Annotated in this window: 17 protein-coding genes; 1 reads left to right on the forward strand and 16 read right to left on the reverse strand. The window is 64.4% G+C overall.

Annotated features, from left to right (window positions below):
- Window positions 1-32 precede the first annotated feature (32 nt).
- Window positions 33-1,814, forward strand: a complete 1,782-nt coding sequence (locus tag NP945_RS02760) for a chloride channel protein (RefSeq protein WP_256745507.1) — start codon at window positions 33-35, stop codon at window positions 1,812-1,814.
- A 42-nt stretch (window positions 1,815-1,856) separates the two neighbouring features.
- Here NP945_RS02760 and NP945_RS02765 read toward each other — a convergent pair whose 3' ends face one another.
- From NP945_RS02765 to NP945_RS02840, 16 genes are all read right to left on the reverse strand, one after another.
- The gene (locus NP945_RS02765; protein WP_127276143.1) at window positions 1,857-3,500 is read right to left on the reverse strand and encodes an MFS transporter; all 1,644 of its coding nucleotides are present in this window, start codon (window positions 3,498-3,500) and stop codon (window positions 1,857-1,859) included.
- 230 nt (window positions 3,501-3,730) lie between these two features.
- The gene (fliQ, locus tag NP945_RS02770) at window positions 3,731-3,997 is read right to left on the reverse strand and encodes a flagellar biosynthesis protein FliQ (protein ID WP_023810020.1); all 267 of its coding nucleotides are present in this window, start codon (window positions 3,995-3,997) and stop codon (window positions 3,731-3,733) included.
- Between the two features lie 24 nt (window positions 3,998-4,021).
- Entirely contained in the window at window positions 4,022-4,429 is a 408-nt protein-coding gene (gene flgD / locus NP945_RS02775; protein WP_013529774.1) for a flagellar hook assembly protein FlgD, read from the reverse strand.
- The gene (gene flbT, locus NP945_RS02780; RefSeq protein ID WP_027038236.1) at window positions 4,429-4,872 is read right to left on the reverse strand and encodes a flagellar biosynthesis repressor FlbT; all 444 of its coding nucleotides are present in this window, start codon (window positions 4,870-4,872) and stop codon (window positions 4,429-4,431) included. The genes flgD and flbT overlap by 1 nt, the downstream gene beginning before the upstream one ends.
- Complete coding sequence (gene flaF, locus NP945_RS02785) at window positions 4,869-5,216, reverse strand: flagellar biosynthesis regulator FlaF (RefSeq protein ID WP_023810018.1); 348 nt, start codon at window positions 5,214-5,216, stop codon at window positions 4,869-4,871. The genes flbT and flaF overlap by 4 nt, the downstream gene beginning before the upstream one ends.
- Window positions 5,217-5,247: 31 nt before the next feature.
- Entirely contained in the window at window positions 5,248-6,291 is a 1,044-nt protein-coding gene (locus NP945_RS02790; protein WP_127269451.1) for a flagellar hook-associated family protein, read from the reverse strand.
- A 4-nt stretch (window positions 6,292-6,295) separates the two neighbouring features.
- A complete protein-coding gene (gene flgK, locus NP945_RS02795) occupies window positions 6,296-7,750 on the reverse strand; it encodes a flagellar hook-associated protein FlgK (RefSeq protein WP_127271695.1) in 1,455 nt (484 codons plus the stop codon).
- Window positions 7,751-7,777: 27 nt separating this feature from the next.
- Window positions 7,778-9,034: a flagellar hook protein FlgE gene (locus NP945_RS02800; protein WP_256745508.1), complete on the reverse strand. Its 1,257-nt coding sequence runs from the start codon at window positions 9,032-9,034 to the stop codon at window positions 7,778-7,780.
- Window positions 9,035-9,113: 79 nt separating this feature from the next.
- Window positions 9,114-9,782 (reverse strand): response regulator transcription factor, encoded by a 669-nt coding sequence (locus NP945_RS02805; protein ID WP_013529780.1) that lies wholly within the window; start codon window positions 9,780-9,782, stop codon window positions 9,114-9,116.
- A gap of 222 nt (window positions 9,783-10,004) precedes the next feature.
- Window positions 10,005-10,592, reverse strand: a complete 588-nt coding sequence (locus NP945_RS02810) for a transglycosylase SLT domain-containing protein (protein WP_256745509.1) — start codon at window positions 10,590-10,592, stop codon at window positions 10,005-10,007.
- On the reverse strand, window positions 10,522-11,799 hold the full coding sequence (locus NP945_RS02815; protein ID WP_256745510.1) for a flagellar hook-length control protein FliK: 1,278 nt from the start codon (window positions 11,797-11,799) through the stop codon (window positions 10,522-10,524). The genes NP945_RS02810 and NP945_RS02815 overlap by 71 nt, the downstream gene beginning before the upstream one ends.
- A 101-nt stretch (window positions 11,800-11,900) precedes the next feature.
- A complete protein-coding gene (locus NP945_RS02820) occupies window positions 11,901-13,280 on the reverse strand; it encodes a chemotaxis protein MotC (protein WP_127273553.1) in 1,380 nt (459 codons plus the stop codon).
- Window positions 13,277-14,620 carry a MotB family protein gene (locus NP945_RS02825; protein ID WP_256745511.1) on the reverse strand — a complete coding sequence of 448 codons (1,344 nt, stop codon included), beginning with the start codon at window positions 14,618-14,620 and terminating at the stop codon, window positions 13,277-13,279. The genes NP945_RS02820 and NP945_RS02825 overlap by 4 nt, the downstream gene beginning before the upstream one ends.
- Window positions 14,617-15,243, reverse strand: coding sequence for a hypothetical protein (locus NP945_RS02830; protein ID WP_256745512.1), 627 nt, complete (start codon window positions 15,241-15,243; stop codon window positions 14,617-14,619). Before NP945_RS02830 ends, NP945_RS02825 begins: the two co-directional genes overlap by 4 nt.
- 3 nt (window positions 15,244-15,246) lie before the next feature.
- Window positions 15,247-16,893: a flagellar basal-body MS-ring/collar protein FliF gene (fliF, locus tag NP945_RS02835; RefSeq protein ID WP_023810010.1), complete on the reverse strand. Its 1,647-nt coding sequence runs from the start codon at window positions 16,891-16,893 to the stop codon at window positions 15,247-15,249.
- Between the two features lie 132 nt (window positions 16,894-17,025).
- Window positions 17,026-18,090, reverse strand: a complete 1,065-nt coding sequence (locus NP945_RS02840; RefSeq protein ID WP_256745513.1) for a flagellin — start codon at window positions 18,088-18,090, stop codon at window positions 17,026-17,028.
- Window positions 18,091-18,338 lie beyond the last annotated feature (248 nt).

Genomic DNA, 18,338 nt, shown 5'->3' on the forward strand with positions numbered 1-18,338 from the left:
CCACTGCCTTTCGATATCGGCGAGCCGCCCGGGTGCTTTCCAGAAACCACAGCGAAGTCTACGCCCGCCGGTTGTGCGCGGTGCTGGTCAGGTCGTTGCCTCTGCTCGAGGCACGCGGCATCGTGGTGGTCATCCTCGCCGGTGTCGTAGGCGTGATGGCTGGCATATTGGTCACGGCGATGAGCCAGATCGTGCAGGACCTGCACGGGCTGCTGTTCGGCGTTCAGCCAGGCGGCCGGCTTTCCGGCATGTTCTCGCTCGCCAATCCGATGCAGGCGCTGATACCGGCGATCGGCGGCATGCTGCTGGGGCTGACGGTGGTCTGGCTCAGGATACGGAAATTCCGCACGCCGATCGACCCGATCGAAGCCAATGCGCTCTATGGCGGGCGCATGTCGCTGACTGACACCTTCATCATCGCCGGCCAGACGATGATCTCCAGCGGTTTTGGCGCCTCGGTCGGGCTGGAAGCCGGCTATACGCAGGTTGGCTCCGGGCTGGCATCGCGGCTGGCGGGCATCTTCAGGCTGCGCCGCAACGATGTCCGCATCCTGGTCGGCTGTGGTGCGGCCGGCGCCATCGCCGCCGCCTTCGATGCACCGCTGACCGGCGCCTTCTACGGCTTCGAACTGGTCATCGGCATCTACTCGGTTGCCAATGTCGCGCCAGTCTTGACAGCCGCGATCTGCGCCTCGCTGACGGCCGAGATGTTCGGCGGCGTGCCGTTTCCGCTCGAGCTTTCGGGTCTGCCGGCGCTCACCGCCAGCCAGTATGTGCCGTTCCTGCTGCTCGGCCTGCTCGGCGGTGCCGCCTCGATCGCCATCATGCATCTGGTGACACTGATCGAGCGCGGTTTCGCCAGGCTGTCGATCGATGCGGCGCTGCGCCCCGTCATCGGCGGAGTCATCGTTGGCTTGTTGGGGCTGATCACGCCGCAGGTCCTGTCCAGCGGCCATGGCGCGCTGCATCGCGAATTCTCGATGAATTACGGGCTGGCCGTGGTGGCGAGCGTCTTCGTGCTCAAGCTGGCGGCGTCAGCGGTCTCGCTGGGGTCGGGTTTTCGCGGCGGATTGTTCTTCGCCTCGCTGTTCCTCGGCGCGCTGCTCGGCAAGGCGTTCGCGGATGTGATGATTGTCGTCTCGCCGGCAACCGGCATCGACCCTGCCGTCGCCGCCGTCGTCGGCATGACGTCGCTCGCCGTCGGTGTCGTCGGCGGTCCGCTGACGATGACCTTCCTGGCGCTGGAATCGACCCGCGACCTGACGCTGACCGGCGTCGTGCTGGCCGCCTCGATCATGTCGGCCATCCTGGTGCGCGAAACCTTCGGCTACTCGTTCTCGACATGGCGCTTCCATCTGCGCGGCGAGACCATCCGCAGCGCCCACGATGTCGGCTGGATGCGCAGCCTCACAGTCGGCTCGATGATGCGCAAGGACATCAAGACCATCTATGCCTCGACGACGCTGGCAGCCTTCCGCAAGCAAGTGCCAATCGGCTCTGCCCAGCGGGTCATCGCGGTCGACGCGGGCGACCACTATGTCGGCGTGCTGATCGTGGCCGAACTGCACAGCGATCCTTCCGATGGCGAGGTGCCGGTGCGCGATCTTGCCAAATACAAGGACGCGGTGCTGGTGCCGAGCATGAACGTGCAGGCCGCCGCGGAAACATTCCAGCGCGCCGGCGCCGAAGAACTCGCTGTCGTCGAGGATTTCACCGACCACATCGTCTTGGGGCTTTTGACCGAAGGCCATCTGATGCGGCGCTATGCCGAGGAACTCGACAAGGCGCGCCGGGATCTGTCAGGCGAGGGCTGACGGGACGGCCAAGCGGGGGCCTGCGACAGTGGTTGCGGAGCCCTAATGCTCGATCGGTCCCTTGGCCATCACAAGCGCTGTGCCGGCGGTGGTCGGGCGTTCGATCATGCGCCGCACGCGGGGCGGTTCGTCGCCGCTGTGCAGGGCCCGCACGCGTTCGCCGATGACGGCGTCGGCATGGGTGATGCGTCCATTGTGCCTGATATATTCGATCCAGGTCGGCGTGTGATAATGCTCGATCCATACGGTGGGATTCTCGAGATCGCGCGCCAGCGTCCAGTTGCGGGCGCCGTCACGACGGCGGATGCGGCCGCGTTCGGCCATGATGGCGAGGAACTCCGGTTCGTCCTCGTGCCGGATCACATACTCGATCATGATGGCGATGGGACCACTGCGCGGCTTCAGGTCAAGCGCAAGGTGCGGTTCCTTGAAGCGATTGAGCGGGTCGAGGTTGAGCACCTGCTGTTGCGGCAGCGGGAGCAAAAGACCGATGGCGCCGCCGGCCAGCATGGCGACGCTGGCTGCGATCAGCGCGGTTTCGGCGCCGTGCGCATCGGCGACGACACCCCAGATCCAGCTGCCGAGCGCGATGCCGCCGAAAGTCGCGGTCTGGTAGACCGACAGCACCCGGCCGACCACCCAGCGCGGCGTCGCCATCTGCACCGTGACGTTGAAATGCGAAAGCGCGATCACCCAGCAGGCGCCGCCGACAAGCAGGCCGAGCGACGTCTGCCAGGCATGCTGGCTGACGGCGGCATTGAATGCGCAGACAGCGAAGCCGGCAAAAGCACAGCGCACCATCGTCTCGCTGGACAGCAACTGCCGCAGCCTGACGCTGATCAAGGCGCCGCCGACCGCGCCGATGCCGAAGGCGCCGAGCATGATGCCATAGGTGAGCGCATCGCCCTTGACGACATCGCGCGCCACCAGAGGCAGCAACGCAAGCACAGCGCCTGCACTGAAGCCGAACGCAGCACCCCTGACCAGCACCTTGCCGATGTTGGGCGACATGGCGACATAGCGCAGGCCGGCGCCCATGGCAGCCCCCAGCGACTCGCGCGGCAAGGTCGATACCGGCACGTCCGGCTTCCAGCGCGCCAGCACGACGATCAGGCCGATATAGCTCACCGCGTTCGCCGCGAAGGCGGCCGCGGCACCGGCCGCGGCGACGATGATGCCGCCGATTGCCGGACCGACGCTGCGCGTCAGGTTAAAGCCCATCGAATTGAGGGCGACGGCTGCCGGCACCTTGTTGCGGGGAACGATATCGCCGACGGAGGCTTGCCATGACGGGCTGTTGAGCGCGGTGCCGCTGTCAATCAGGAAGGTGAAGGCAAGCAGCGTCCATGGCGTGATCAGGCCTGAATAGGTGAACAGGGTCAGAAGCACCGACACCACCAGCATGAAGGTCTGGGCGACCAGCATCACCTTGCGCCGGTCGAAACTGTCGGCGATGGCGCCGGCGACGAGTGCAAACAGCATGATCGGCAAGGTGGTCGAAGCCTGGACCAGGGCCACCTGATAGGGCGAGGTGGCGATCGTGGTCATCATCCAGGCGGCGCCGACACCCTGGATCAGGCCACCGAAATTCGAGACGAGGCTTGCGCCCCACACGGCGCGGAAAATGCCGTGCCGGAAGGGCGCCAGCGCCGAGACGCTCTCGCTGTCCGGCTTTTCGTCAATCATTTGGGGTTCCTGCCATGTCGTGCCTGCTCGTCAGACAATCCGTTTGCGCAGACCGTTTGCCGAAAGTAGGGCATGGCGCCGCAAAGGGCAAAAAAGCGCATGGTCCAACAATGGGATAGAGGCGGTCCAGGCCTTGTCCGCCGTGGGTCCGGAGGTGCCGCGGGGATCGGCGGCGTCTGTCCTCAGACAATTGCGAACGGCATGCCGCGGCACACCATCCTGGAACAGGCTCAGAAGCCGTTCTGGATGCGCTCGAAGATGACGTTGGTGAAGGCCGATATCTGGCTGCCGATGAAGGGGCCGGTCAACGCCACCACCAGCATGATCGCGACGATCTTCGGCACGAAGGTCAAGGTGATCTCCTGTACCTGCGTCAGCGCCTGGATGAGGGCGATGCCGATGCCGACCGCCATGGCGACCAGCACCACCGGAGCGGACGCGACGAGCACCGTCCACACCGCGTACTGGACGATGTCGAGAGCGTCGGCCTCATTCATGGGACTGGCTCTCTGCCGAAAGCGTCAGCTTGCTGCCTTGACCGAGACTCCCGGACCGACCGCGACTTCGGTGCCGTTCTGCAGCACGGCGATGAGACCGTTGCTGGCGAGGCGCACCGAAGCCACGGTGCCCGTGGTCAGGCCGTCGGCGGAGGTGATCGAGCGCCCGATCAGTGCGTCGGCCTGCGACAGCGCCGAGGACTGCATGATCTGATTGAGCTTGGTGTTGGTCTGCACCGACTGCTCGACCTGAGAGAAGGTGGCGAGCTGGGCGACATATTGCGTCGAATCCATCGGCTTGGTCGGATCCTGGTTCTTCATCTCGGCGATCAGAAGCTTCAGGAAGGACTGGTAGTCGACCGCTGTCTTCGAGGTCGAGGCCGTGGCCTGATTGGCGCCGGTCGGAATCGTCGTCGTCATGTCCACGTTCATCAGTATCGTGCTCCCACGGCCAGCGGGCGCTCGGCACCCAAAACATCGTCATTACCACCCAGCGCGCGGCGTTCGAGCGGATAAAGCGCGCGGATCGCCTTCAGCGCCTCGTAGATATGATCCTCGCCGACCATGCGGTCGATCTGTTTCAGCGCGCTGCAGATCTGGGTGTCCTCGAAGCTTGCCAGAAGCAGCGGCAGCGAACGGCGGAACATGTCACGCGCGGCTGCGGCGCCGGCCGGATTCATCAGCATGACCTGCAGGATGAAATAAAGCTGCTTGAGCGGCGTGGAGGCATCGTCGGCCTGGATCACGTGGCTTTCGAGCAGGAACTGGACGTCGTTCATCAATTCGACGGTGACCTTGCGGTCGACCCGGATGACGGCGCCGTTGATGTAGATCTTTTCGTTCGGCTTCAGCGATATCTTCAGCGTGTTGGTCATTGAATGCCGTCCCTGATGATCTGGGACACCTCGATCAACCCTTCGAAATTGTTGGTGCGGCCCTGACGGATGTCCTCCGCCTCGCGCAGCAGCCACAGGCCGATGGAAATGAGGTTGGCGCGCAGTTCCTTGGGCAGGGCGTTGTCGCTGGAGCCAAGATCCTCGACGAAGGCGGTCCAGACGCGGTTGGTGAAGTGAAGCGCCTCGATCGCCTCCATCGAATCGTGGCCGGCCGCTGCTGCCGCCGCCAGCATGTCGATCGAGCGGGTCAGAAGCTCCCGCTCGCGGTCCTTCGCGTCGGCAACGGAGTTGCTCTGGATGTCGGCGTAGGAGAATTGGTACATCGTTGGGGCTCTACCGTTCCGTTAAGCGTTGTCAGGTCAGGTAATTCAACAGGCTGAGCTGCTGCAGGCGTGCGGTCAACGCGAAAGACGTTTCGATGTGCTGTGTCAGGTCCGCGACCCGTGTCGCGGCTGCCGCCGGATCGACGGCTTCCAGATCGAGAATGTGCCGTTCGAAAAGGTCGACCTGCGTTTTCATCCGATCGTTGGCATCGGAAACCCGCTTCTGGACGATGCCGGTCTCGGATTGAAGCTGGCCAATGCCGCTCAGCGCTTCGCCAACCAGTGTGGTGGAGCGGCTGACAACCGTATTCTTCGCCGCCTGGCTGATGTTGCTGGACATCAGGCTGCTGACCATGGCTGCGGCCATGGCGAGTTTCTGAATGCCATCGCTGTTGGCGCTGGTCGAAGTCGGTGTGGTTTCGTTGAGTGCGATGCGGCTGACGATCTGCTGGTCGGTGGCGTTCGACCAGTCGCCCTGCCAACCCGCGCCCGTGAACAGCGGCGCGACATCGTTGGTGATGAAATCGTCCATCTGGGCGGCCGTGATGTTGGCCGCTGCCGGGTCGTCCTGGGTGAAACCGAAATTGGTGAGGAAAGCGGTATCGAATGCAGCCTTGGCGGGAGAGCCGGCAGCCGTGAAATCGTTGATCGGCTTGACGTCGGTGTTGGTGCCGGCAAACAGATATTCACCATTGACGCTGGTGTTGAGGATCGAGGTCAGCTGCTGGATGGTCGCCTTGCCGGAGTCCCGGGTGAGGCTGTTGGACGAGTCGCTTGAGGAAGCGGTGGTCAGGGCGGACAGGAAGGTCTGAGCGGCGCCGGAGAGCTGGCCAAGCGAGGTCTGTGTCGAGGAAAGCCTCGCGCCGACCAGGCCGTTGGAATCGATAATGACGTTGAGCCGGTCGAGATCGCGCGAGAAGGTGACGGACTGGGCGGTCCGCCCTCCGAGAGCCAGCCCGACATCGGCGACCCTGCCGGTCGACGCTTCCTTCGTGGCTTTGACGAGTTCGGCCTGCATGCGCATCTGCTGGGAGCGCATGGCATTGGAGATTGCGGCCGAGGAGACTGAAGTCATGGAATTATCCCACCGCGTTGAGCAAGGCCGTCAGCATGTCGTCGACGGTTTTCATCATCCGGGCCGATGCCTGGTAGGTGTGTTCGAGGTCGAGCAGCAACGACATTTCCTGGTCGACATTGACCCCGGTCGCGTTGGACAGCGCTTCGGCGCTGCGCGATGCCAGTGCTTCCTTGGCATCGGAGGCGGTCGAAGCCTGCTGGCGCACGCCCTCGAACCAGCCGATCGAACTGGCGGCGTAGTCGGATACGCTGGAGGTTGCCGAAACGCCGGCGGCGGGGTCGAAAGTCATCGGCTGGTCGAGCCGGTCGCCATAGGCGACCAGAAGGGTGGAATAGGACGCGCCGCCGCCCGTGTTGGCGACATAGGCCGCACCATTGGCGCCGCCGTCGCGCAGCAGCGTCGGGTTGCCGCCGGTGCTCGGGTCCATCGCTGCATTGACGCTGATGGACGCGGCAAGGCCGGTGACCAGCGTGCCGGCGGCCGGCACGGCCGGCGCTCCCGACCAGGTGAACAGGCCGGCGGCATTGGCCATCGAGGGTGCGGTCTCGGCAAAAGCGGTGATCAGGCCACGCGCGGTCTCGTCGAGCTGGCTCTGCATGGTCGAGGCGACGCCGTCGCGCAATTGCAGCAGGCCGGCAAGCGTGCCGCTGGCGCTGGTGTTGCCACCGGCTCCCGCCGAGATCGGCACGTTGTCGATGTAAACGGCATTGCCGGCGGCACCCGCGGTATAGCCTGCCGACGCCGCGAAGGTGACCGTGCGCGGTATCGTCTCGAACAAAGTCGTGCCGTCGCCGGTGGTGATGACCATGTCATTGTCGCCTCGCGTGAAGGTCGACACCGGGACATAGTTCGAAATCTTCTTCAAAAGCGCGTCGCGCTGGTCGAGCGCATCGGAAACGTCGGTGCCGGAACGGGTTCCGGACATGACCGCCGTGTTGGCATCCTGGAACTGGCTGAGCAGCGAGTTCAGGTCGTCGACGGCGGTGGCGATCTGGCCGTCGGTCTGGGTGCGGAAATCCTGGACTGCCTTGGAGCCCTCGTTGAGCGAGCGCACGACCTGTTTGGCGGCGTCGATGACCGAGGCGCCGAGGTTCTGGTTCGACGGCGAGGTGGCGTAGAGCTGCAGCGCCTGCTGCAGGTTGGCGATCGCGGTCGAGGGCGAGGACGCATTGTCGACGCCATTGACCGCGACGCCCAGCTGATCCATGCCGCTGTAGAGCGCGTTCTGCCCGCTCCAGGCCGATAGCGCGCCGAGATTCTGGCGAAACAAAAGCTCGTTGGCTGCGCGCTGGATATCGACCGAACGCGCGCCCGGCGCCGTGCTGGTGACGACGGCCTGGCGCCGCGAATAGTCCGGGTTGGAGGCGTCGGCGACGTTGCGCGAGACAACGCTTGTCTGTCGCGCGGTGTTCATAAGCGCCGACTGGGCGATACTCAATGCGGTAGACAGTGACATGCGGGTCTTTCGCGGGCGACGCCCGTCTTATCTCTTCAGGTTGACAAGGACGTCCATCAGATCGGAACCGGTCTGGAAGACTTTCGAATTGGCGGTGTAGCTGCGCTGCGCCGCGATCATGTTGGTCAGTTCTTCGGCGATGTCGACGTTGGAATTCTCGAGCGCGCCGGAGATGATGGAGCCGAGTTTGCCTTCATTGGCAAAGCCGACACGAACCGCGCCGGACTCGGTGCCCTGCGAATAGACGTTGCCGGGCAGCGCGGTGAGCTGGTCCGGGCTCTGCACGTCGGCCAGCGGAATCTTGTAGAGCGGCTTGGTCGAACCGTCCTTGTACTGTGCGTAGATGGTGCCGTCCTTGCTGATCTGGACCTTGTCGATGGTGCTCGGCGCGTTGCCGTTGACCTGGGCATCGGAAACCGTGAAGCCGGCGCCAAGCTGGGTCAGCGCAGACAGATCGAGCGAAAAGGCGGCGCCGTTGGGCACGGTGAGCGAGACGCTGTCGACGGCGCCGGTGAGCTTGCCGGTGGTGGCGTCGAACGTCAGGTTGGCCGAGCCCAGCGCGCCACCGGTATAGGGGAATGCTGTCCCGGCCGTGGCCTGCGACTGATCGAAGACCGAGACCTGCCAGGTGCCGGCGCCGGTGTTGGTGAAATAAACGTCGAGCAGCTTCTTGTTGCCGAGATTGTCGTAGGCAACCATGGAGGATTTCGAGGTGTACTGCGCGCCGACAGCATTGGTGGTGGGCAGATTGCCGGCGGCGATCGGTGTCGCGCCGGCCGGCAGGTTGCCGGCATAGCTGCCCTCGGTGCTCGGTGTTGCGGTCATTCCCTGGTCGGAGATGACAACCGGGACCAACCCCTCGAAGCCATTGACCGTCGCTGCCGGTACGCCGTTGTCGTAGCTGTACGCCATCAGCTGGAAGCCGGCCGAGTTGACAAGTCTGCCTTGACCGTCGGGAACGAAAGCGCCGGCCCGGGTCAGGTAGGGGGTGCCGCTCGGATCCTGGACGACAAAGAAGCCATCGCCGCTGACGGCAAGGTCGGAAACCGAGGTCGTGTACTGAAGCACACCCGGATCGCTGACCGCCTGGCGGATCGTCGTGGTGACGCCGCCGGAATTGTAAGCACCGCCGGTCGACGGCATGACCAGCGTCGAGAATTCGGCGGAGGAGCGCTTGTAGCCGGTGGTGTCGGAATTGGCGATGTTGTCGGCGACCGTCGATAGGCGGTTTGCCTGGGCGTTCATGCCGGAAACGCCGGTCCGCATCATTCCGTAGAGGCTCATCGAAACGTCTCCGCTGTGTCCATGCTGCTGGCTACGAGGCTACGCATGTTTTCTTGCGCGAGGCTGGCGCGGCGCTGCATCAGAAGACGAGCCGGTAGCCGAGGAAACGCTTGGAATCGATCGGGTCGGTGCCCAGCTTCTCGCGCAGCTTCTTGCGCAGTTTGCTGATGTGGCTTTCCACCACGTTCTCCTCGACCTCTTCGTCGAAGATGCCGTAGATGGCGTTGAAAACCTGGGTCTTGGTGACACGGCGCCCGCGATTGCTCGCCAGATATTCGAGGATGCGGCGTTCACGGCGCGGCAGGGGGAGGGGCTGACCGTCGATCTCGGGGTCGCGGCCATCCATGAAGATGCGCATGGCGCCGATCTCGGTGTAGGCGACGTCTTCCTGGGCGCGGCGGCGGATGGCGGTGATGCGGGCCAGGATCTCGCGGATATGGACGGGCTTGCGAATGACGTCGTCGACGCCGCTCTCGAACAACCGGAGCGTGTTCTCCAGCGAATGCTGTTCGCTGAGCGCAATCACCGGGGCGCCGGTGCGGTCGCGGATCTGGCGCGGAGAGATGGAACCCTCGCGGCAGTCGCCGATGAGGAAGGCCCGGACCGAGCGCAGATCGGTGTCGGCGGCCGAATTCACCCACTCACCGAATTCGCCGGATGCAAAGCCTGCACAGGCGATGCCCTCACGATCGAAAAGTGAATTGTATCCCTCTGTTACGAGCTCGCGCTCGTCAACGATCACAATCATCGGCCCCGCCTTCCGAATCAAATCATTTGCCCCGTGAAGAGAGGCGTATCCGCTGGCGGGAATCCTGAACAACCGTCATTTCTTGTAGCTAGTTTCTTGGGAGTCTGGAATCGTTTCGGTTGCATTAGCGGGCGGCCAGATGTGCTTTCGGCGGCAAGTTCTGACCAAGTCAAACCAACAATTCGGGTTGTACGGTTTGTCTATTAGTAACGGGAAATGCGCTTACGGGTTGCAAAAGCCGCGGGCGTTCGAGGTCCATTTTCCAAAGCCGGTGGCGACCATGTTGGCAATGACGCGGCAGACATAGATCTTCTGCGCCGGGTCGTTGTCGGGACCGGCATGATAGCGGGCCACGGCCATAGACCAGGTCTCGTGACGGGCATGAAGGCTGGCCAGGAAGCGCGCCGCATAGTCGACGTTCTGGCGTGGGTCGAGCATGTCCTCGACGCTGCGAAAATGCGATGCATGGTAGTGGTGGTTGATCTGCATGCAGCCCAGATCGATCAGGGTCTTGCCCTCGCGCCGGGCATTGGCGAAGGCGGCAAGGGCCTCGGTCCGGCTCCTCGGAAAGACTGCTTTTCCTTCTATATTCAAGGCATTGGGTTGAAGGCTGCCCTTGTTTCCGGTCTCCGTCAGGCCAACGGCATAGAGGATGCCGGCGGGTACGCCATAACGATCGGCGGCGCGCAGGATCTCCGGCTCGCAGGGATTGGCCGCGGCTGCGGCGGCGTTTGCCGCGCTAGATAAAGATATCGCCGCCAGCGCGCTCGCGAGCAGGCGAAGTGCCGCGGCCGTAGTCCTGCGCGTCATCGTTGCGTTTCCCTGAGGATTGCTGGCCCGGTTGCTGGCCGCCGGCTCCACCATTGCCGCTGCCCGAATTCCCCGGTTGAAAGGATGCTGGATCGCGGCCCGTCGCCGCCGCCATAGGAGCGGTTGCATCCGTCCGGGTTGTAGCGGGAACTGCTACCGAAGGTTGCAGTATCGTGACCTTGTCAACCTCGAAGCCGAGCCCCCGCAGCGACTTAACGATGGCCTCGCTGTCGGCCGACAGCCGACGATAAGCGTCGTGTGTTTCAGGCTTCAGCTCAATCGAAAGTTGTTCCCCGGAGAGGCGAAGATTGGCCGTCACCATGCCGAGTTCGGCGGGGTGGAGTTCGATCTTCAACACATGTGTCGGAACGGCAACAGAGCTGGGCAGATGGGTGGATGTGGGTGAGGCTGAAAGCGCCTTTTGCGGCCCGGCGTCGGCGGCTATGGCGTTGATCACATTGAGGGCTGCCTGGCTGATGGGACTCTGCGGCGGTGCGGGGAAGCTCCGTTCCGAGACGACGTCGATGCGCGCAGTGGACAGCGACTGTTTTCCCGCTTCTGGACGCATCGAGGACTGGACATCCTCGATGCTCTTCATCGCATTCGCGGCGTGCTTCGACCGCACGCCGGGCACATCGGCAGCCGGCGCGTCCGGCAGCTTCTGGGCCGCCGCCGCGGCGTCGCGTTTTGTCGCGCTGGAGGCAGCGCTCGGCGACTGACCGTCAAGCGCCGTCAAAGGTCCGTCGACGATCGACGCCTGCTCCGGCTTCGACATGGTTTCGAGTGCTTCGCGTCCGCCCGCGGCTTTTGGCCGGTAGGTCTTTGGCAGTGAAGCCTGCCCATCGAGCGCCGGGTCCGACGGATTCTCGCCGGTGGTCGTATTGCCCCCGGCTGCCTTGGCCGTTGTCGAGAAATGCCGCAGGTCATGAAACGCGATCAGCAGCGGCAGGTCGTCCTGAAGCGGCTCGGCGTCCGGCGCCGTCTCTTCAGCGTCGGCCTTCGCGTTTGCTTCCAAATCGTCCTTGCCGGTTTTCACGTTTGCCACTTTGGCCGAGATGGTCCTTGCGGGCTCGGCCGATGCTGGTTCGGCCTTGGCGTCATGCCCGGCAAGGCCGGCCGCGAGCTTGCTCCAGCGCTGGTCGCGCGATCCCGCCTCTGTCGACGGCTGCCGTTCCGGGCGGGCAGCACCGGCATCGTCGCGCAGCATCTTGCCGAAGCCGGCGTCATCGTTCCTGCCGTTCGCGGCCGGCTGCTCCGACGTCGCGCGCGTGGAGGCAAATCCTGGCAAGGCCGAGCCGAGGCTGGTGGTCATTTGGGGGCGGCTCCAAGCATCTGGTCGATCAGGTCGAGCTGTCGACGTGTTCTGGTCATGGCGGCGTCGGTCGGATCGGCGGGCTCTGGACCGGCTGCGGGTGACGGTGCCGACGCCGGCATGACAGTCGCAGGGTCGGGGGATGCCGCTGCTGCCGTGTCCGGCGCATTGGCGGCTGGTCCGCTGGAGGCCGCGGTGACGGCGGGTTGCTCCGAGATGGCGCCTTCGACCGGTGGCAGACCACTGTCATCGGCGCCTTGCGCCGTGGCGATCTCGGGCACCGGCTGCGCGGCGGCGGCAGGAACTGGGGCAGGCTTTTCCGCCGGAAGGGCGGTGGGCGGCGCGACGACCTCGCCGGCAATGGCCTGCGCGGCGTCGAGCAAAGCGCGGTCGCCCTCCGATAGCCGGCTGCGGTCGATCTTGCCGAGCTTGGCACGAACGTCCTCGATTGTCCCCGAGGTGACGGTGGAAAGGCTGGCATAGAGCAGGGCGCGTGGATCGTCCTGATTGGTGTTGCCGTCGCGGCCCTGTTCCGCCCGCGCCGAAGCGAAGGCCGACAAGTCGTTCAGGCCGTCTATCGCGGCCCGGCGGGCGATGCGCAGATAGATCACCTTCTCGCGCTCGGGATCCATCATCGAGGTGATGTCGCCCAGCTTGTCCTGGCTGATCGACATGTGCAGCGCGATGACGCCGGAGACGAAGGAGTCGGCGAACTGGCTGGCATAGGGCGAATAGAGGTAGCGCTCGACATATTGGGTGGAAGCAAGGGCGAAGCGTGCCGCGTCGCCTTGCGCGACTGCAAGGCCGACCGAACGGCGAAGTGCCGCTTCCTCGACCAGCGTGCCGGGGCTGAGCAATCTTGCCTCGTCGAGCAGACGGAGTGCGGTCGCCGGCTGATCACCGGCAAGCAGTGAGCCTTTGACCAAAGCGAGGAAGGCGCCGAGATCCGGAGGCAGCGCCATGGGATCGATCGGCCTCAAGGCTTCGATAGCCTCGCCGGGCCGGCCGTTGAGGTAATCAATCACGCCTTTGGCGATGGCAAGGCTTTGCGGATCCGTCGTAGCGCGCGACGTGGCCGCTTCGACGGTCACCGGGTTGCCGCCGCTCATGCCGTAGACAAGCAGAGCTCGAAAGTTCTTGGGATCTTTGTAGTCCTCGGCATTCGCCGCCCGCAGGCGCGCATCCGCCATCTCCAGCAGCTTGGCCTGCATCGGCAGGGCGGCATGATCGCCGGCGGCTATGCGGTCCTGGATGAGTTGCAGCGAGCGCACCAACTGATACGGCTGCAGCGCGTCCTGGGCGAAACCGGCCGACGGGTGTCCGCCGGCCAGCAGCAACAAACCAATCAACCGGCGGGTGACGGCCGCTCGCTTCATCCGCCGGTCGCCATCAGGATCTCGATGCGACGGTTCGCGGCCGCCAATGGATCGGCTGCTACCTTCGGCTGGCGGTCGGCGAAGCCGGCGACCTCGGTGATGCGGCGTTCGTCGACGCCGCCGCGCACGAGCATGTAGTAGGCGGAATGCGCGCGCGCCGTCGACAGCCGCCAATTGTCGTAGCTGTCGCCGCGGAACGGCCGGGCATCGGTGTGGCCGTTGATGCTGATGGTGCCCTTCTGGCTGTTGATGATGCGGCCGATCTTCTCCATCGCCAGCACCAGTTCGCGTCTCGGCAATGCCGAGCCGACCTCGAACATGCCGAAGTCGAGCTGATCGGTGATCGAGATGACGATCCCCTTGTCGGTGGCTTCGACCGAGACGCCGTCGTGCAGCTTGTCGCCGGGCTTGAAGGCATCGGCCAGCTGCCGCTTGACGTCGGCAGCTGCCTTGACGGCAGCCGCGGTTGGCGCCTTCTCGCCGATGTCGGGCCTGGCGGCCTTTTGCGCCTCAGGCTCTGCCTTGGCTGCGTCGGCGACCGTGGTGCCGTCCGGTTTGGTCTCGCCGGCCATTGCCGTGGCAGGGTTCGCGGCCTGCTTGCCGGTCGCGTCCTTGGCCAGCGGCTCAAGCGGTGCGGCCGCGACAGGCGGCACGGCTTTGACTTTGAGCACTTTCGTTTCGGCGGTCTTGTCGCCGGGCTTGGCCGGATCGCCCTCGACCTTCGTGCGCTCGGCGCTGGCTTCGGCGCCGGGCGCCGCTACCTGCTGCGACCAGAAATCCGGCTCGAAGGGATCGCGGTAGGAGGCGCCACCGGAGGCGCCGGTAGCCGGGCCGGCAGCCTGCACGCCGCCGTCGCCTTTCTGGCTGACATTCTGCATGACGCCGGTATCCGCGGCGATTTCCGAAAGCACCGCGTAGGGATCGGCGAAGAGATGGTCGTCGGAGCGTTCCGCCTGCTGCGGCTCCTGCTTGTCCTGCTTGCGGTCCGACGCGCCCGCGCCGGCATTGCCGTTCTGTCCGGCTTTGCTGGTCGCCTCTTGCGGATCGTCTGCCGTCAGCCCCATGGCGCGCGGTCCGTCGCCGAGATCCTCCAGGCCCTTGCGGCTCGAATTGCGGTCGACCAGCTTGACCGGGTTGAAGTAGCTGGCGACGGCTGCCTTGGTCTGCTCGTTGGCGGCGTTGATCAGCCACATGACCAGGAAGAAGCACATCATGGCCGTCATGAAGTCGGCGAAGGCGATCTTCCAGACGCCGCCATGGTGGGCCTCGTCATGGTCGTCATGGCTGCGCCGCACGATGATGATCTCGTGGCGGCCGTGGTCGGCGTCTGCGACGCTCATGCCAGGACCTCCGAGAGGACCGTCGACCATTCGGCCATGCGCGTCTCGAACACTGCTTCGTCGATGGCGACGGTCAGGTCGAAGCCTGGCGCCTCGACAAAATCGAGATTGGCGGCGCGGGGTCCGAGCGACGCCTTCAGTGTTTCGAACATCGAGAGCGGGCCGCGCACGACGATGCGCACCGCTTCGGCATCGCCAACCGCTTCGCGAACGGCGGCCGCCAACGCATCGATCGAACGTTTCTGCAGATCGTCGCTGACGATGCCGCCGATCATGCGGGCGACCGAGGCGGCGACAAGTCCGGTGACGCGCGCCTCCATCGCATCGATGCGCAACGAGACCGCCTTGCCGACATCGTCGCCGAGGCTTTCGAGAAATATCCTTGCTTCCTCGGCATTGGCCTGGCGTTCGGCTTCGAGCGCGGCGTCATGCGCAGCCGACAGGCGAACCTCCAGCGCTGCCTCCGCCTGGGCAACCGCCTCGGCGATCAGCGTGCCGATATCGGCCTGCGGCGCCAGCGTCTCGGGCTTGTGTTCGGGATCGATTGCTGCCCGGGACTGGCCGGCACGTTGCGCGCGCGTCCCGAAATCAGGCAGAAGGTCGAAGAGGGCTACGGAGGGCATGGTTTACACCGCCACTTCCTGGGCGGCCCATTTGCGCAGGATCTGCGCGGTGCGCTCCTCGTTGAGATCGACCATCCTGGCAAGCCTGTCCTGCGGCGCCGGCCGGATCTTCTGGCGAAGATCGTCGAGCGGCGTGGGGCCTGGGCGTGTGCCTGGCAAGGTCCCAATCGCGGCACTGTCGGTGGCCGCCATTGCCTCCGGCGTCGGCAGCGAGCGCTGGACGTCGTCGAAGCTGGGACCTGCCAGGGCCGGAGTAGCCTTTGCCGTCAGCGCCGCGGCCATCGGCCTCAGGCCGAAGAAGGCGACCAGGAACACCACGACGATGAAGGCACCGGCATTGATCATCGTGCCGGCATGCTGGCCGATCGAATCGAGCATTCCCGCCTGCGGGATCGCCTCGCCATCCAGGCCGTCGATGAACTCGACCGCCGAGACGTCGATGATGTCGCCGCGCTTTTCGTCAAGGCCGGTAGCGGACGTGACCATCTTCTGGATCTCGGCAACGCGCTTGGCGATCTGCTCCGGCGTGGCGTCCTTGCCGAGGATGGCCGTCAGCCGTTGCTGATTGACGACCACGGCAATCGACATCTTGGTGACGGTGTAGCCGTTTGAGACCGTGGCGATCTTCTTGGAATTGATCTCGTAGTTGGTGATCTCTTCCCTGCGGTCGTTCTGCGAGGAGGATTGCGGACCATCGGTGGCGGTTGCCTGGGTCTCGGGCAGGTTCTGCTCGACGCTGGCCGGAGTGGAAGCCTGCTTCTGGTTGTTGTTCTCGTTGGCCCGCACCGACTGCACCGAGCGTTCGACGCGGGAATTCGGATCGAAGATGGTCTCTTCCGTCTGGCGGGTGTCGGTGTTGACCTCGGCCTTGACGCTGGCGCGGAAATTGTCGGGGCCGAGATAGGCCGTCAGCGCACGGCGGATGTTGTCTCCGATCTGCGCCTCCACGGTCTGCTCGACGCCGAGCGTGCGGGCGGCGCTGGTGTTGGAAGGATCGTCGCCGGCGGCCAGCAGATTGCCGCTGGAATCGAGAACAGTCACCTTGTCTGCCGACAGGCCGGGAACGGCGGCGGCGACGAGATGGCGGATCGACATGGCGCTCTTCTCGGCGTCGATGCCGGCGTAGCGGATGACCACGGAGGCCGAGGGCTGCTGCTCGTCGCGGCGGAAATTGGCGCGTTCGGACATAACGATGTGGACCCGCGCAGCCTTGATGCCCGATATGGACTGGATGGTGCGGGCGATCTCGCCTTCCAGCGCGCGCACGCGGGTGATCTGCTGCATGAAGGAGGTGAGGCCGAGCGAGCCGACATTGTCGAACAATTCGTAGCCGGCATTGGCGCTGGTCGGCAGACCCTTTTCGGCAAGCAGCATGCGGGCCTGAGCGGTGGTGCCGGCCGGCACCAGAACCGAGGTTCCATCGGCGCCGACATCGAAGCCGATGCCGGCTTCGCCCAGCACCAGGCCGATCTGGTTCACGTCGGCGCGGTCTAGTCCCACATAGAGCGTGTCATAGGCGGGGCGGTTGAGATAGACCGAGGCGATGCCGATGACGCCCATCACCAGAACGGCGATGCCCGCCAGCATGGCGAGGCGCTTCACGCCAAACCCGCGGAGATTCGAGATGATGCTCTGGATCTGTTCCGGCACGGTTCAACGACTCCCAGCATGATTGTCCGCCGGAACTCTAGTCTTCGAAGCTTGTGCGAAAATGAAATCGGGCCGCGCTGGCGGCGCGGCCCGATTATCTGATGGAAAGGACGGCGCCGGTGGCGCCCGTGATCAGCTCTTGAACAGAGACAGGATCGACTGCGAGGCGCTGTTGGCGATCGACAGCGCTTGAACGCCGAGCTGCTGCTGAACCTGCAGTGCCTGGAGCCGGGTCGATTCCTTGTTCATGTCGGCATCGACAAGCTGGCCGACGCCGCGGTCGATGGAGTCCATCAAACTCTGGGTGAAGGTCTTCTGCAGGTCAATGCTGCTCTTGGCGGAACCGAGGATGGTGGCGGAGTCGGTCAGCTGGGCCATGACGTTATCGATCCTGTTCACCATCTGCGTGATGATGTCGTCGGTAATGCCTGGTGCCGTGATATCGAGGTTGTAGGCGGAGATATTGTCGACCTTGGCGACCGCTCCCGCCGCCGTCTGGCCGGCGGTGTTCGCGGCGATGTCCGTTCCTCCGCCCGCGATCACGCCCGCATAGGCGTTGTCGTACAGGGTCTGGGCGGCGCCCGTGGAATAGATGGACGTCTGGCGATCGAGGGTTCCGTAATTCTTGACCTCGGCGGCGAGGCCGTAGTCGAAAAGCTTGGTGCTCTCGACATCGATATCGATCGTCCCGATCGAGATGGCGCCGGATGAGGAACGATTGAATGAGGACACGATCTGGGAGTCGGGCTGGACGCCGTCATTGGCGGCCGCAACCTGCTTTGAGGTCACCGCCAGGAAGTTCGAGCCTGAAAAGGTGGCCGCATCGGCGAACGACTTCATCTGCGCCTGAAGCGCTTTGATCTCGGTCTGCGTCTTTGCCTTGGCTGCGTCCGTCTGGCCGACGGTCGAAAGCAGCTTGGTCTTGATCTGGCCGATCGTTGTCAGCACATTGTTCATGCCGGTGTAGGCGGTGTCGACTTTCGAGGCGCCGAGGCCGAGTGCATCCTGCACGGTCGAGAGGGCCGCGTTGTCGGAGCGCATCGTGGTGGCGATCGACCAGTAGGCCGCGTTGTCCGAAGCTTGCGAGACACGGTAGCCCGTCGATATGCGGGCCTGTGTCTGCTCGAGTGACTTGTTGGTGGCGCTGAGGCTTTGAAGCGCGGTTAACGCCGCGGCGTTGGTCATGATACTCGCCAAGAAAGTCGCTCCTTCTCAAAGGCCGGCATGCTCAGACATGCCGGATAGGCCTGCTTCAACCGTGGTATCGTGCCAGTAGGGCCGATTCGCCAACCGTTGTAAGCTATTGGTTAACCATAATTAGCGGGACATGGTTAACAGCCTGTTAAACGCGGCCTTTCGAGAGTTAACGACAGAGCGTTGCGCGCGGTCCTAGCAAACGAAATCGGGCCGCGCTTTTGGCGCGGCCCGATTTTAGTGCAAGTTGG

Source organism: Mesorhizobium sp. LMG17149, assembly GCF_024518695.1.
Classification (GTDB): Bacteria; Pseudomonadota; Alphaproteobacteria; order Rhizobiales; family Rhizobiaceae; genus Mesorhizobium.